At 48.4% G+C, this 13,608-nt stretch carries 19 protein-coding genes; 16 read left to right on the top strand and 3 right to left on the bottom strand.

Annotated features, from left to right (window positions below; all coding sequences use genetic code 11):
• The 6 genes from VLE72_03975 to VLE72_03950 all read left to right on the top strand — a co-directional run.
• A partial coding sequence (locus tag VLE72_03975; GenBank protein HSX15031.1) for a hypothetical protein occupies nt 1–486 on the top strand: 486 nt, incomplete at its 5' end.
• 23 nt (nt 487–509) lie between these two features.
• A complete protein-coding gene (locus tag VLE72_03970) occupies nt 510–977 on the top strand; it encodes a hypothetical protein (GenBank protein ID HSX15030.1) in 468 nt (155 codons plus the stop codon).
• A gap of 86 nt (nt 978–1,063) precedes the next feature.
• On the top strand, nt 1,064–2,611 hold the full coding sequence (locus VLE72_03965) for a hypothetical protein (protein HSX15029.1): 1,548 nt from the start codon (nt 1,064–1,066) through the stop codon (nt 2,609–2,611).
• 96 nt (nt 2,612–2,707) lie between these two features.
• Complete coding sequence (locus VLE72_03960) at nt 2,708–3,085, top strand: hypothetical protein (GenBank protein HSX15028.1); 378 nt, start codon at nt 2,708–2,710, stop codon at nt 3,083–3,085.
• Nucleotides 3,086–3,175: 90 nt separating this feature from the next.
• Entirely contained in the window at nt 3,176–5,152 is a 1,977-nt protein-coding gene (locus tag VLE72_03955; GenBank protein ID HSX15027.1) for a copper-translocating P-type ATPase, read from the top strand.
• A gap of 71 nt (nt 5,153–5,223) precedes the next feature.
• Complete coding sequence (locus VLE72_03950) at nt 5,224–5,565, top strand: cupin domain-containing protein (protein HSX15026.1); 342 nt, start codon at nt 5,224–5,226, stop codon at nt 5,563–5,565.
• Between the two features lie 9 nt (nt 5,566–5,574).
• On the opposite strand, the gene VLE72_03945 is transcribed toward VLE72_03950, so the two are convergent.
• Together VLE72_03945 and VLE72_03940 are read right to left on the bottom strand one after the other, a co-directional pair.
• On the bottom strand, nt 5,575–5,934 hold the full coding sequence (locus VLE72_03945; GenBank protein ID HSX15025.1) for a DUF2200 domain-containing protein: 360 nt from the start codon (nt 5,932–5,934) through the stop codon (nt 5,575–5,577).
• Between the two features lie 16 nt (nt 5,935–5,950).
• On the bottom strand, nt 5,951–6,196 hold the full coding sequence (locus VLE72_03940; GenBank protein ID HSX15024.1) for a hypothetical protein: 246 nt from the start codon (nt 6,194–6,196) through the stop codon (nt 5,951–5,953).
• Nucleotides 6,197–6,267: 71 nt separating this feature from the next.
• Here VLE72_03940 and VLE72_03935 point away from each other — a divergent pair, with 71 nt between their 5' ends.
• The 7 genes from VLE72_03935 to VLE72_03905 all read left to right on the top strand — a co-directional run bounded on the left by VLE72_03935 (nt 6,268) and on the right by VLE72_03905 (nt 11,666).
• A complete protein-coding gene (locus VLE72_03935) occupies nt 6,268–6,531 on the top strand; it encodes a YdeI/OmpD-associated family protein (GenBank protein HSX15023.1) in 264 nt (87 codons plus the stop codon).
• Nucleotides 6,532–6,583: 52 nt separating this feature from the next.
• Nucleotides 6,584–7,174: a restriction endonuclease gene (locus VLE72_03930; GenBank protein HSX15022.1), complete on the top strand. Its 591-nt coding sequence runs from the start codon at nt 6,584–6,586 to the stop codon at nt 7,172–7,174.
• 26 nt (nt 7,175–7,200) lie between these two features.
• Entirely contained in the window at nt 7,201–8,403 is a 1,203-nt protein-coding gene (locus VLE72_03925) for a hypothetical protein (GenBank protein ID HSX15021.1), read from the top strand.
• A 100-nt stretch (nt 8,404–8,503) separates the two neighbouring features.
• Nucleotides 8,504–9,631 carry a cyclopropane fatty acyl phospholipid synthase gene (gene cfa, locus VLE72_03920; GenBank protein HSX15020.1) on the top strand — a complete coding sequence of 376 codons (1,128 nt, stop codon included), beginning with the start codon at nt 8,504–8,506 and terminating at the stop codon, nt 9,629–9,631.
• Between the two features lie 137 nt (nt 9,632–9,768).
• Nucleotides 9,769–10,824 carry an MASE1 domain-containing protein gene (locus VLE72_03915; GenBank protein HSX15019.1) on the top strand — a complete coding sequence of 352 codons (1,056 nt, stop codon included), beginning with the start codon at nt 9,769–9,771 and terminating at the stop codon, nt 10,822–10,824.
• 85 nt (nt 10,825–10,909) lie between these two features.
• Entirely contained in the window at nt 10,910–11,134 is a 225-nt protein-coding gene (locus tag VLE72_03910) for a hypothetical protein (GenBank protein ID HSX15018.1), read from the top strand.
• A 40-nt stretch (nt 11,135–11,174) separates the two neighbouring features.
• Entirely contained in the window at nt 11,175–11,666 is a 492-nt protein-coding gene (locus VLE72_03905; GenBank protein ID HSX15017.1) for a nucleoside 2-deoxyribosyltransferase domain-containing protein, read from the top strand.
• A 1-nt stretch (nt 11,667) separates the two neighbouring features.
• On the opposite strand, the gene VLE72_03900 is transcribed toward VLE72_03905, so the two are convergent.
• Nucleotides 11,668–11,997 carry a YciI family protein gene (locus tag VLE72_03900; protein HSX15016.1) on the bottom strand — a complete coding sequence of 110 codons (330 nt, stop codon included), beginning with the start codon at nt 11,995–11,997 and terminating at the stop codon, nt 11,668–11,670.
• A gap of 218 nt (nt 11,998–12,215) precedes the next feature.
• Here VLE72_03900 and VLE72_03895 point away from each other — a divergent pair, with 218 nt between their 5' ends.
• The 3 genes from VLE72_03895 (at nt 12,216) to VLE72_03885 (ending at nt 13,602) form a co-directional block, all read left to right on the top strand.
• Nucleotides 12,216–12,683, top strand: coding sequence for a hypothetical protein (locus tag VLE72_03895; GenBank protein ID HSX15015.1), 468 nt, complete (start codon nt 12,216–12,218; stop codon nt 12,681–12,683).
• A 31-nt stretch (nt 12,684–12,714) separates the two neighbouring features.
• On the top strand, nt 12,715–12,963 hold the full coding sequence (locus VLE72_03890) for a DUF4342 domain-containing protein (protein ID HSX15014.1): 249 nt from the start codon (nt 12,715–12,717) through the stop codon (nt 12,961–12,963).
• A gap of 120 nt (nt 12,964–13,083) precedes the next feature.
• Nucleotides 13,084–13,602 carry a hypothetical protein gene (locus VLE72_03885; protein HSX15013.1) on the top strand — a complete coding sequence of 173 codons (519 nt, stop codon included), beginning with the start codon at nt 13,084–13,086 and terminating at the stop codon, nt 13,600–13,602.
• Nucleotides 13,603–13,608: the final 6 nt, after the last annotated feature.

Below are 13,608 nucleotides of genomic sequence, written 5' to 3'. Positions count from 1 at the left end.
TCGTTGACCGTTATGGGTTATATATCGAAAGCTAGAGACGTAGATTTTAAGAATTTGAATTTAACAGACTTGACCCAAGGGCAAGTAATAAATCTCCTTTTCGGAAACCGAGTTGACGTATCAGGTGCAAAAGTTCCCGACAGCCTGAAAAAGGAGTTTACCAAAAGAGTTATGCCTTACTTACCAAGAATTGCTAATGAAGCAATTTACCAAGACAAGGACCTTGGCGTATTGTCATTGAATAGTTTGGAGCAAAGAGCCAGCTTATTAGAGAAGATGCATGGAGACTCATGGAGAGGGACTGAAGAAGGAGCAAGGATCGAGAACGTGCTGAACACGGTATTTGTTGGAGAACACTTCTCAAAAGCTATTTCGTCAACGAAGTACCGCTTCATTGTCTTTACGCTGCATGAAAAGTATAAGAAAGAACCATCAAAGGTTGCCTGGAATACTATTCTTTCGATTGATAACTACACTGAGCAGTAGCCCAGCTTTGTTATACTTACGGCATGTCAGATTGGCTGAAAATTATATTGACAGCGGCAGCCACGCTTATTGGTGGAATGATTCTATTTGTGTTCGCAGAATTTGCGAGAGCATTAGTATTAACACCTCTATATAAGTACAGAGAGCAAGTGCAGTTAGTTTTAGACAGGTTAGATTATTATTCGAATCGTCTAACAAACTTCTTTCCCGATGAACCTAGTGAGCAAGAGAGACAACTTATCAAACAGATCGAATCTGATCTACGTTCTGCTGCTACTCAGTTAAAGTCAAAGTATATGAGCATAACTTGGCGAAAATCATTGATTTTGATTAGGATAATTCCATCCCAAGACAAGGTAAATGAAGCATATCAGTCCCTAATTTACTTACATAACTCAATCCTATACAAGGGGCAAGTTGATGAACATAATAATGCAAAAACAAATAACGAAAAAATTGAATTAGTTAAGAATGCACTATTAATGAACTGATAAAATAGTTCTAACTTCCATCACCGTTTGGAGCCAATATGCTTATGCTTAAACGGCCGAAGGGTCGTTTTTGTTATACTTACGGAATGAGTGAAGTGGTTGCAGGCCAAGAAGAAAATGCAGAGTTCTCTGGCAAGTCTCTTGCAGACGTCCTAATTGAAGAGAGCCCTACCCAAGAACAGATACGTCACCAATTATCCTCATCCGAGATGCTAAAGCCAGAAAACTTAAAAGTCCGGGTAGATGAGGCTTTGGAACGATGTGATTTCATTACTACACCAGAGTTAAAAACTTCAGTGGAGGGCTTTTATGCCGATCATTACGGCTTGGCTTCAGACGTAGAATCGCTATTGAAAGAAGATCCTCATGTAGTGGAATCTGATGTTGCTGAGCGCCGTAGCAAACTTGAGGAAATTGCCGCCACAGCACCCTTAAAGGGTGAGGAATTACAGCTGAGTATTAATAGCATTATTGAGCACGGCAATATGCCGCCAGCTATATGTAATATTATTCGATCCTATATGGCTATCATTCGGTTAGGACGCCTGGATAACCCCGATGATTCAAATCTCGAAAGGGCTGAACTTATGCTCATGGCAAAAGCAGTCGAAGCACTTTTTAATGAGCCAAGCGTTGCCGTTACTACAGTCGGAGATAAAGAAAGGAGCCTCATTAAGTCTGTAGCTTCCGAAGTACTAGAGAAAGCAGATTCCTCTGGCATGTTTGATAAAGCAGGTAAGACTCTTGGACTCAACCCCCCACGATACTTGAACACATCTTTGTTGAAAAACCCTCTATTAGTTCTAAACGGTGCTCAGGAAACTTTTTGGAAGGACACACGTTATGCTGGCCAACTGCTCTTTCATTCATCAAGTGAAATGCTAGAAACTCGTGGGCAGGGCAAGATTATGCCCCGTAGGATGCAGAGACGGGCGAAAGGTGAATTTCATGCTGCCACAGCAGGAGAACTTAATGGCCATATTCATTCTCCTACTACGCACTGGAGTGAACTATACGATTCTGCCGGCTACAAGGGCGGAGGCAGGGCACCAGGCACGATTGCTATGCCACTATGGGAGATTATTAAGGCAGCTCCTTATGGCAGAGATGCCGAGTACGGAGTATTAAGAATTAAACCCGATCGCAGAGCAGAGGCTGACGCCCGAGTGCCAATTGCTGACGGAGCTGGAGACATTGGCGTCGGTGGCCCAGATTTTCAGGGAAAAATTGGGACTGATAGAACTTTCTACGTTTCAGCACACGATGTGCCAGCCGAAGCTCCAATTGAAACCGCACCAGATGGCTACGTGCTTGAACAAAGCCCATTCGATTACGCCGTAACAGTTAACGACAAAGAAGTTGATATAGCAGGTCAATCGGGCTTGGGTGAGGGCTTTCCGCAACTACACAATATAGACGACTTAGATTGGACGAATAGTCCTGAAGCCGCCGTAGAACGAGAGCAGACGATAAGCGATGATATTAAGTCTTTGCAGCATGAAAGCATAGACAGGTGGCCCGACCAGATAGTTGTGCCTGTAAGGGCAAGTGGGGTGCTAGACTTTTATGTCCCAGACGATGATCATTTAGAGGGGCGGCCCAGGGCGCAGTTCACTCGAGTTCAAGCTGCTTGATTGAGTGTAATTAAAGTTCGAACATCCAACACCGTTTGGAGCCAAAGTACTTATGCTTAAAAGACCTAAAGGGGTCTTTTTTGATATGATTAACATATGTCTGAACATGGACCATCACCTAATTCGCCCGAAAGTGGGGAATTTGATAAATCTAGTTATCCCGAAAGAATTAGCGGTCGGGCAATGCCTTCTGTAGATGCTAAAACAACCGAAGTAGAGATTACAGACTCGTTAGGTGAAGAAAACACCTTTACTGTGCCAGAAGAAGCCGTACAGCGACTCAATATGCCTCGACTATCTCCTCAGCTTCCTGAAGAGGTAAAAGCACCATTTGAGGCAGGGATTGGTGTCGCCATGATATCGTGCAGGGTGGAGGATCAACAAGAAGGTTTAACTAGAGTGATACTGCCCACTATCGGCCAAGACACAACTTTAATAGTGAAGACCGAAAGCATGGTTAGAAAAGTTAACTAGCAGAAACTAAAGTTCTTACTTCCATCACCGTTTGGAGCAAATATGCTTATGCTTAAACGGCCGAGAGGCCGTTTTTGTTATACTTACGGCATGAACTCGGAGCACAATAAGCACGCCGGTAACTCTGTAGCGATGTTTCGAGACAAATTCTGGATCAGCTTGCTCCTGACTTTGCCGGTAATGGCATACTCGGACACTATTCAACGATGGCTACATTTCACACCACCAACCTTTCCAGGGTCTAGTTATATACCGGCGATCTTTGCGACCATCATTTTCTTTTATGGTGGACTTGTCTTTGTTCGAGGTGGTGTAAGCGAACTGAAGGCCAGGCAGCCAGGCATGATGACTCTAATTAGTCTGGCAATCCTAACCGCTTATCTATATAGCCTGGCAACGCTGTTCTTTATTAACGGTGAGGGCTTCTTCTGGGAGCTGGCCTCGCTAATTACTATTATGCTGCTAGGTCATTGGTTAGAGATGAAGTCGATTCACAGTGCCGAAAGCGCCTTAGATGCTATCGCCAAACTTCTGCCCGATAAGGCAGAGCGTCTTGAGAATGGCCGGCCAGTAACAGTGCTAGTCTCTGAGTTGAAACTCAATGATTTAATCCTCGTCAGGCCAGGCTCTAGCATCCCAGCCGATGGCGTAATTACTGAGGGGAGTTCATCCGTCAACGAAGCCGCCATTACCGGTGAATCCCAACCTGTTGCCAAATCGGTTCATGATGAAGTCATAGCGGGCACTATTAACCAAGACGGTTCATTGACCATCAAAGTAACTAAGCTAGGCGAGAATACGGCACTCGCCGGCATCATGAAGCTAGTCGCCGAAGCCAGCCGCTCTAAGTCAAATGCCCAGGCGCTGGCCGATCGGGCGGCTGGGTGGTTGTTTTATGTGGCACTAGCTTCGGGAGTCATTACTTTCATCATTTGGGCATTTGCTATGGGGGGTAGTTTTGCGGTGGAGAGGGCAGTGACTGTGCTGGTCATCGCCTGCCCTCATGCGCTGGGATTAGCTGTGCCCTTGGTGGTTGCTATTTCGACCACACTGGCGGCCTCAAACGGACTACTTATCAGAAAACGACTGGCTCTCGAGTCTGCTCGAAATCTCAACGTTGTCTTGTTTGATAAAACCGGCACATTGACCAAGGGCGAGCATGGAGTTACCGACATTTGGGCTATAAAGGGCATCGATGACAACACGGCGTTGCAGCTTACAGCCAGCCTTGAGCGTAACAGCGAACACATTGTTGGTAGGGGCATTGTAAGGAAAGCCGAACAGTCAGGCATCAAGCTGTTAAGAGTTAGCGGCTTCTCGGCACTACCTGGCTTGGGGGTCAAAGGCAAAATAGAGGGCAAAGAGTATACAGCTGGCAGTCGTCGCTTTATCACTGAGAATGACATAGCAGTTCCACCTGAGATTGAGCAGTATATTCAGAAAGCCGCAGAAGATGGGAAGACTGAAGTCTATCTGCTCGAAGGCAGGGAAGTAATAGCAGCATTAGCACTAGCTGACATGATCAGGGAAGAATCTTTGGCAACTATCAAAACGTTAAAACAGTTAGGTATCCAAACGGCTATGATAACAGGAGACTCAAAAGCGGTGGCGGAATTGGTAGCTACGGAACTAGGACTGGATCACTTTTTTGCCGAGGTGCATCCTGAGGACAAGGCCACCAAGGTCAAAGAGCTTCAAGCTAGCGGTTCAAAAGTTGCGATGGTGGGTGATGGCATTAACGATGCTCCAGCCCTGACTCAAGCCGATATTGGCATAGCCATTGGAGCTGGCACTGATGTTGCCATCAAGTCAGCCGACATCATCTTGATTAAGAGTGATCCTAGGGATGTCGTAAAAGTGATTAAGCTTTCGAAAGCAACTTATCGAAAAATGGTTCAAAATCTTTTTTGGGCAACTGGATATAATGTCTTGGCAATTCCATTGGCAGCGGGGGTGCTGTATAAACAAGGAATCTTATTGTCTCCAGCGGTTGGAGCTATCCTCATGTCTGTGTCGACGATTGTGGTAGCAGCCAATGCTCAGCTGCTGCGACGACTAAAGTTCTAACTCCCATTACCGTTTTTCTGCTATGCTCGGATTGTTGAATAAAATCACTAAACTTAGAGAGTTAAGTAATTATGAAATTAGAAAAGAAGAGCTTTGAAGCACCGGACGAAAAACATCCTTCTGGCAGGGGTGTGGTTGACGCTATTAATCTGGGCGGCATAACCACCAGACGATTAACTTTCCAACCGGGTTGGCGCTGGTCGGAAGATGTTAAGCCAGAGGCTAAAACCAATAGCTGCCAATATGCCCACTTGACGATTCACGTATCAGGACAAATCGCTGTGCATTTAGATGATGGAACCGAAATGAAATTTGGCCCGGGGGATGTCGGTTTAATACCACCTGGTCATGACGCTTGGGTGATTGGCAACGAACCGGCAGTGATTATTGAACAAACTCCAACCGAAAATTAGCCGACAGTTCTAACTGTCAGCACTCCGTAAAATCTTCTCCATCGCCTTCCCTTTAGCCAACTCGTCGATCAATTTATCTAGATAGCGAATTTCCTGCATAAGGGGATCTTCAATTTCTTCGACCCGGACGCCGCATATTACGCCCTTTATTAACGAGCGCGCAGGATTCGGTTTAGGAGCTTTTGAATAAAAAGTGTCAAAGTCCACTTGCTTGGCAAGCTGAGCTTCAAATTCCTTTTGACTATACCCAGTTAACCAGCGAATAATTTCATCTAGTTCAGCCTTGGTGTGGCCTTTTTTCTCCACTTTCGCTAAGTAGTAGGGGTAGACGCTGGAAAAGCTGGTGGCATAGAGTCGTTCTTTTTTCATAAATTCTCCTGATTCTTTATAGGTGTTTCACAATTATTAAAATGAGCACCGTCAATCCAAGTAACCTTCTAAACCAATTGACTCCTGTGAGTAGCTCCATCAAAGCCCAGGCAAAAAGTATAGCTGAAGCTAGCCAAGATAGAGCTTGTGAGCTAACAAAGTGATTGATAACCGAGAGCATTGCCCAACCGACTAGAGCTAAATTGGGCGTTTGCCATAAAGTGATTTTGCCGTTGTTATCCTCAAAAAATTTTTGGGTCATGAGTCTATTATGAGCCTAGGCAGGGCTCAACCAAAGCCCTAATTACATAAAGGGTTTGCTAAAATATAACCATGGTAACCAAAACGATCTCAACTGGTGTGGTTCACGAAGTGCCAGCAGATTTGCGCAAGGCTCTGTTGGCCAATGAGGATGCCCTGGAACAATGGCAGGACCTAACGCCACTGGCTCGCAACGAATGGATTTGCTGGACCATATCGGTTAAAAAAGCGGAGACGCGCCAAAATCATGTTGAACGAACGGTTTCAGAATTGATTCAAGGAATCCGGCGGCCGTGTTGCTGGGTTGGTTGCATGCATCGCGGCAGAAAATCCTGAATTACCCACTGATTAATCAAAGGCCAATCAAAGGCTTTGTTATACTGGCGGCATGAAGCGACGGCGTACTAGAACAAAGTCTCCAGGTACAAATGAAGCTTTGATATTAATTCTGGCTGTTTTGGCGTTGGGGACTTTAGCTGGTGGGACCTGGCTGGCCAATAATACATCAGTCGTTGCTATTATTATTCTGCTGCTTGGTTTTGTGGTTGCGGCCACGGCTCTAAGTCTTGGCGCCTTCACTAATGCTGCTAGAACCAAACGCACGCGAGCTGTCTCGTTAGTTGGGGTTGATAGTATGACCGGCCGCGAGTTCGAAGACTATCTTTCTCAACTCTTAACTCAGGTTGGTTTTAGTAAGGTCAAACTAACTCCGGCCAGCGGCGATTATGGTGCCGATCTGATTGCTAGACGTGGGAGTGATATCTACGCAATCCAAGCTAAACATTGTGCCGCCCACCGCAAGGTCAATCTAAAAGCCGTGCAAGAGGCCTATAGTGCCATCGGTCATTATGGCTGCAACAAGTCTATGGTCATAACTAATCGTTCGTTTCAGCAAAGCGCCCAGTCTTTATCACGCACGACCAGAACCGAGCTGGTTGGCCGAGATGAGCTAGGGAAATGGATTTTGAGCCTTCAGTAAACCCCTTATGCTATGATTAAGTAACTATGAAGCGGCTGCGCCAACAACAAGGCTTTGCCATGATCCTCGAGATCATCTTAGTCTTGATCGTGTTGGCGGTGGCTGGCGTGACCGTCAAAACCATTCACGATCACAAAGCCAACAAAAACTCAGTCGCAACCTCCGGCTCTCCAGCCGATGCCGAGGCAGCTGGTAAATCGCTCAGCGGCGGCCATTGCAGCGGGACCGGTAGCTCCAAACTAAGTGTCTCACCGATGAAGGCCGAAGATTATGCTTTCATTGAGCCCTATGGTTTGATGGTCGGCGGCCACGTGACTCCAGTTGATCACCAATATTTTTCACCGACGGTATTCAATTCCAAGCCTGACACTTATGAAGTCCACGCTATGGGCGACGCTAAAATCGTTAGCATCGAAGTCCATCCCACTCGCATTCGTTTGGTCTTTTCGGTCTCGTGTACCTTCTTTTACTACTACGACCTGCTAACCAGTGTCGAACCAAACATCAACGAAAAGGCCTTGCCGATAGACGTTAAAGCCGGACAATTGATCGGTCACATTGGTGGTCAAACCCTGGACTTTGCCGTTTGGGATACCACCAAACCCCTGACTGGTTTCATAAACCCGGCTCATTACACTGGTGAAGCCTGGAAAATTTATACGGCCGACCCACTTAATTACTACACTGATGATTTAAAGAAACTGGCGCTCTCCAAATATGTTCGCACGGCCGAGCCCCGCAGTGGCAAGATCGATTACGATATTGATGGCAAATTAGCCGGCAATTGGTTTCAAGTGGGGACCAATGGCTACGCCGGCGCCAGCGGCAATGCTCAGCCGGGTTACTGGGACGGCCATTTAGCTTTTGCCCCTGATTACATTGACCCAACCGTTCAGATAATTTCCATTGGCTATTTGGCTCCAGCCAATGGCCAAGGCATTAACCAATTTGCCGTGCCATCTGGTTCACCCGACCCCAACACTATTGGCGCGAATAGCGGGTTAGTTAAATTTGAGCTCAAGCGGGGGAGCTATTTGAAGGCCGACGGTTCAAGGTGGGATAGCATGTCTTATTCCAGCCCCATCAAATTAAGCACTGCCGGACAGGCCACGGTTGGTTGCGCGCTGGCTCAGATGACGGGCGATCGCCAGCTCAAATTCGAAACTTTCATGGGTGCCAGTTGCGCTAGCGTATCTGGGTTTAATAACCCCAGAACTTACGAACGTTAGTGCTCATGCTTTATATTTGGATCTAAAAGCGGTATAGTTTTGGCTTGTTCGAATCAGGTTGAGGCTTTACTAAGCCAATCGGTTCCGAAAGTAGGTTCACATGTCCGCCGAAACGACTATCCGCCAACTAGCCGCTATAGCCGAAATCGAGTTCAACGGTTCACGACCATTCGACATCAGAGTTCATGAACCGCTCTTCTACCAGAGAATCCTGGACGAAGGCTCACGCGGCTTCGGTAACTCTTACATGGATGGCTGGTGGGATTGCGACAATCTGGAGGAGCTGTTCTTCCGCATCCTGTCCTCCGGCGCTCGGCACCAACTCCGGCTCAACCCCCACATTCTGCTGGCCGCTGCCCAAGCGCGGGTGATGAACTTGCAGAGTCGCCAGCGGGCCTTCCAGATCGGCGAGCGCCACTACGACTGGGGCAATGAACTCTTCCTAGCCATGCTTGGTCGCACCATGGCCTACAGCTGCGGCTACTTCCCGAATGGAGTGGAAGATTTGGACCAGGCCCAGGATGCCAAGCTCGACTTGGTCTGCCGTAAGCTCAAGCTTGAGCCCGGCATGAGACTCCTGGACATCGGTTGCGGTTTTGGCAGCTTGCTCCGCTATGCCGCCCAAAACTACGGCGTCAGCGGCGTCGGCGTAACCGTGTCGGTAGAGCAGGCCAGACTGGCTCGCCAGCTCTGCGATGGCTTGGACGTGGAGATCCGGGAACAGGATTATCGACGGATCAATGGCCAATTTGATGCCATTGCCAGTATTGGCATGGTCGAACACGTTGGCTACAAGAATTTCCGCCAGTTCATGGCGGTGGCCGCTCGATCACTAGCTCCACATGGTCACTTCTGCCTCCACACCATCACTAGCAATGTTTCGGTCAAGCAAGGTGACCCTTGGCTCAACGAACGCATCTTCCCCAACAGCATGCTGCCATCGGTGCCGCAATTGGGTCGAGCGGCCGAAGGGTACTTTGTGATCGAAGACGTTCACAATATCGGACCGGGCTACTTCCACACAACCCGTGGTTGGATCGGAAACCTGACGGGCGGCTGGCCCGAGCTCGAGAAGTTCGACCGCGACCGCTACTGCCCACGTAACTTCCGGATGTGGATGTATTACCTCCCCTCCAGCGGGGCAATCTTCCATACGCGGCAAGCTCAGGTTCAGCAGATCGTCTTTTCTCACGAAGGCGGTGTGCCCGGGTACGTCTCGGTGCGCTAAGACACATTCATCGGGGTGGTCCGCTCTTGAGCGGGCCACCCTTTTACTTTGGTGTGGCTGGAGCCTATTACCAAAAGTTTCTTCAAGTTTCAGACCAAAAGCCATAAGCATATAAGAAAAGGTGATATGATACCGGCATGAGGCTGACGCCAAGATATCTTGGGAGTATCCTGGTCTTAGCCGGGCTCTACCTAATTGCCGCCAAGCTCGGTTTATCGCTAGCTTTTAGTGTAAAACAAATCACGACCGTTTGGCCTCCGAGTGGCCTAGCGCTGGCAGCTCTAATTCTCTACGGTTTCGACCTCTGGCCGGGCATATTTCTGGGAGCTCTTTTAGCTAACCTTTTAACCAGCGCGCCACTACCAGTGGCGGCCGGTATTGCTGTTGGCAACACGCTCGAAGCCGTTTTGGGCACCTACTTACTGCGCCGCGTCATTCATTTTCGGCCGGCTCTAAATCGGGTTCGAGGAGTGATTGGTCTAGCTTTCTTAGCGGCCTTTTTTAGCACTATGGTGGCGGCCACAATCGGTACAATCAGTTTATCGTTGGGCGGTTTGTTAGCTACAACCTCTGCACCGACAGCTTGGGTTTTGTGGTGGTTTGGCGATATGGCCGGTGTCTTGCTATTCGCTCCGGTGATATTGGTCTGGCGTAACGGCTGGCGCCAAATCAACCATCAGAATTTTGCCGAATTTGGCTCTTTGCTAGTCGGCACAGCCGTGGTGGCAGCAGCTATTTTCTTTGGCCAATTTACTTTTTTGGGTAACCATCCCCAAGTCTCGTATTTTATCTTCCCCTTTATAATTTGGGCTGCCTTTCGGTTCAAACAGCTGGGTGTAACGGCTGTTAGTATCATTACTTCCATTATTGCAATCTTGGGTACGGCCTCCGGAGAGGGCCCATTTGCTGGAGCTGGTTCGAGCGAGCAGCAGCTGATTACACTTTTGGTCTACATTATTTTGCTTTCAGCCAGTGGGTTGTTTATGGCGGTTGCAGTTTTACAACGCGAGGCTTCGGAGCAACAATTGCTTAGGCAGACCAAGGAACTCAAAGCCGCCCGCAATAAAATCCTACAGGAACTAAATGATAAAAAAGAGCGTGAAAGTCACCTGCAGGAGTCGAATGAACGTATTACCGGCATACTAGCTCGCTTAATGGATGAAACACCCGAGCGATCAAGTCGAGAGCTATAGCCTGTGCCTTTTCGGTAACGCTTGATCGAGATCAGTTCTAGTGCTATAAATGGAGCGCTCACTAAAAGTGAGAAAGGAGTATTAATTGAAACTCAAGAAACTATTACTAGGATTAGCAGTTGGACTGCCAATACTGCTGGCCGCTCCAGCGGTGGTCCAAGCTAAAAGCCACACCCAGCATTTGCCCAAAACCCACCCGGCCGCTAGTAAACCCCACACCCCGCGGCACAAACCACATCAACCCCGGGCTCACAAACCCCACACTTTTGTACCCAAACCGCATCAACCCAATCACCACAAATCAACTTAGGCTAGACCAAAGACCTGACCCACTTTGCTATGATTAAGTTATGGCAGGGCGAGTCATTCAACCACCCGAAATCGTAAAACTTGAGGGCCAAACGATTTTTTTGGCCGGGCCGATTCAGGGCGCCCTTGACTGGCAAAGCCAGGCTATCGCCATCATTTCAAAGCTGTCTTCTCCGACCAATATCGCCAACCCCCGGCGCCAGTACTTGGATGGTCAGTTCGACTATGCCAAACAGGTCGATTGGGAAACCCACTATTTGCGTCAGGCTGCCGAAAACGGGGTAATCCTATTCTGGTTGGCACGAGAACAAATTCACGACCACGATCGAGCCTACGCCCAAACCAGCAGGTTTGAGCTAGCGGAATGGAAGATTCGACATGAACGTGATGGCATTAATTTGGCAATTGGGATTGAGTCGGGATTCTCCGGGGCACGCTACATTACCAAGCGTCTAAATCAAGACTGCCCGGATATCATTATTCAGGACAGCCTAGAAAAAACTTGCCGCGAAGCTCTCGAGTTATTAACCTAAATTACATCGGAGCAGGCAAGAGCTCGAAGACCTCGACACTGAATTTGCCCGACTTATCGCTCAAAAATGGGTGGCCTTCAACCAACATCAGAGCAGCGTCCATGTCCTCGGCTTCGACGATGCTATAGCCATTAAGCTCGGTAGCTGTTCCACTCGAACCATCGTCAACCACGACTTTGCCATTGGCCATGGGAGCGCCAACATCAACCAAGGCAGAGCCGATTTTCTCCATCCAATCTTGCCAGCCTTTTGTGACCTTCTCGCCCTGCTCCTTCGTCATCTCCTCCATTGGAGTGGCTGGGCCATTGTAGAGTAATATAAACTTTTTCATGAGAACTCCTTGATTACTATGCTATCGTACCACCCATGGTGGGCCAGCGAGTATCGAAGAATCTAAAAATTTGCTTTCATCTAGGCAAAAGTTTGGAATTGTTGATTAGTCTCCGGCCAGTCCGACTCGGTTCATCCTCCAAAAATTAACCCACCTGAGGCCAACTTAATGGCAAAAGGTGGGTATGATGCTCGTCCGAATAGAGTTAACCTAGGCCAATGGATGAGTCAAAACTGATCGATGTCATCAATTTCCTGCCCATACCGATTGCCATCGCCTTCGATAACCAATGCCAAAATGTCAAAGTTAATAAAGCCATGGCCGATGTTATGGCCATCTTCTATCAGAAGGATATCGCCCCTAGCGCGTCATTTATCTCATCGCCGTTTTTTCGGGCCTACCATCTCTGCCAGCAGCTGACAGAGTCCGATTTGCCGCTCCGGCAGGCCGTTTTGGGTGGCAAAAAAGTCACAAATTATGAAATCGATTTAATCCGGCCAGATGGCTCGGTGGCAACTATTATTGCCACAGCAGCGCCCTGGTACGATGGCAAGAACATTATTGGCGGTATTGCAGCTTACCTCGACGTAGGGGCCCTGCGCCAGGCCGAATCGGAAATCAAATCGCTGCGCAATCAATTACAACAACTCAGTTCAACGATTGAATCTGGCCTACAATCGGCCTGAAACAGCCGCATTTTTAGGATAAAATTGAGACATGGCAAAATCACATACTGAAGAATTTAAAATCAACGGCGAAGACCTTTTGAAAAAGGTTAAATCGCTGATTGCCGAAGGCAATGTTCGCCGCATTATCATTCGAACCAAAGACGGCAAAACCATTGTTGAGTTCCCGCTGACTGTTGGAGTAGTTGGCGCTGTATTAGCACCGCCGCTAGCTGCCATTGGCGCTATTGCGGCTTTGGTAACAGAGTGCACCTTGGTCATCGAACGAGCAATCAAATAACAACCAGACAGTCAGGTGGCAAAACGGTTAAGGCATTAAATAGCCATTGACTTTTAGTTAGATTTTACTTATAATAGCGCTCTGCTAGTTCGCTGTGAGATCTACAATCTTGGAGGATAGGTGAAAGCGACCGATAGGAAGTCCCTGATCAGAAGGATTGCGGACTCCGGCAGGCTTGATGCCGGTGAAGTAGCTCAATTGCGCAGCCTCGACCGGGAAGTTCACTACTTCTTGCTCGAACTCGAACGCCGCGTGGGTCTGAATCGCGATAGTGGCGCAACAGTTGCCGGCGGCTTGCGCTGCCGAGCCTCCTCGCGTCACGACCTCGATCCCGTCCTCAACATCTTGCCCCAGAGGGTGACAGCTGGCCTACGCGAAACCTGGCGCTGCAATGACTGTGGCAGTATTCGGCACACTGTTACCGACAGCCTCGGTCAGATTCAAGGCCACGATTACGACTACTCGGAGACCTACGAACTGATCAAGGGTGCCGTGACTCGGGCTGAAGCGCGGCGTCTGCAGACGGCTCTCAACTGGGACGCTCGTTTGGAGCGACTGGCAAAACGACTGCAGAGCCAAGGCCGACCCGCCAAACGCCGGCCCAACAGGTCTCTGCACCTCGTCGCTAGTGCCAGCTAGGTCAGA

Source organism: Candidatus Saccharimonadales bacterium (assembly GCA_035480635.1).
GTDB lineage: Bacteria > Patescibacteriota > Saccharimonadia > UBA4664 > DATIHN01 > DATIHN01.
Note: the sequence above shows the minus strand (reverse complement) of the source record. Positions and strands in the feature narration are given on the sequence as shown.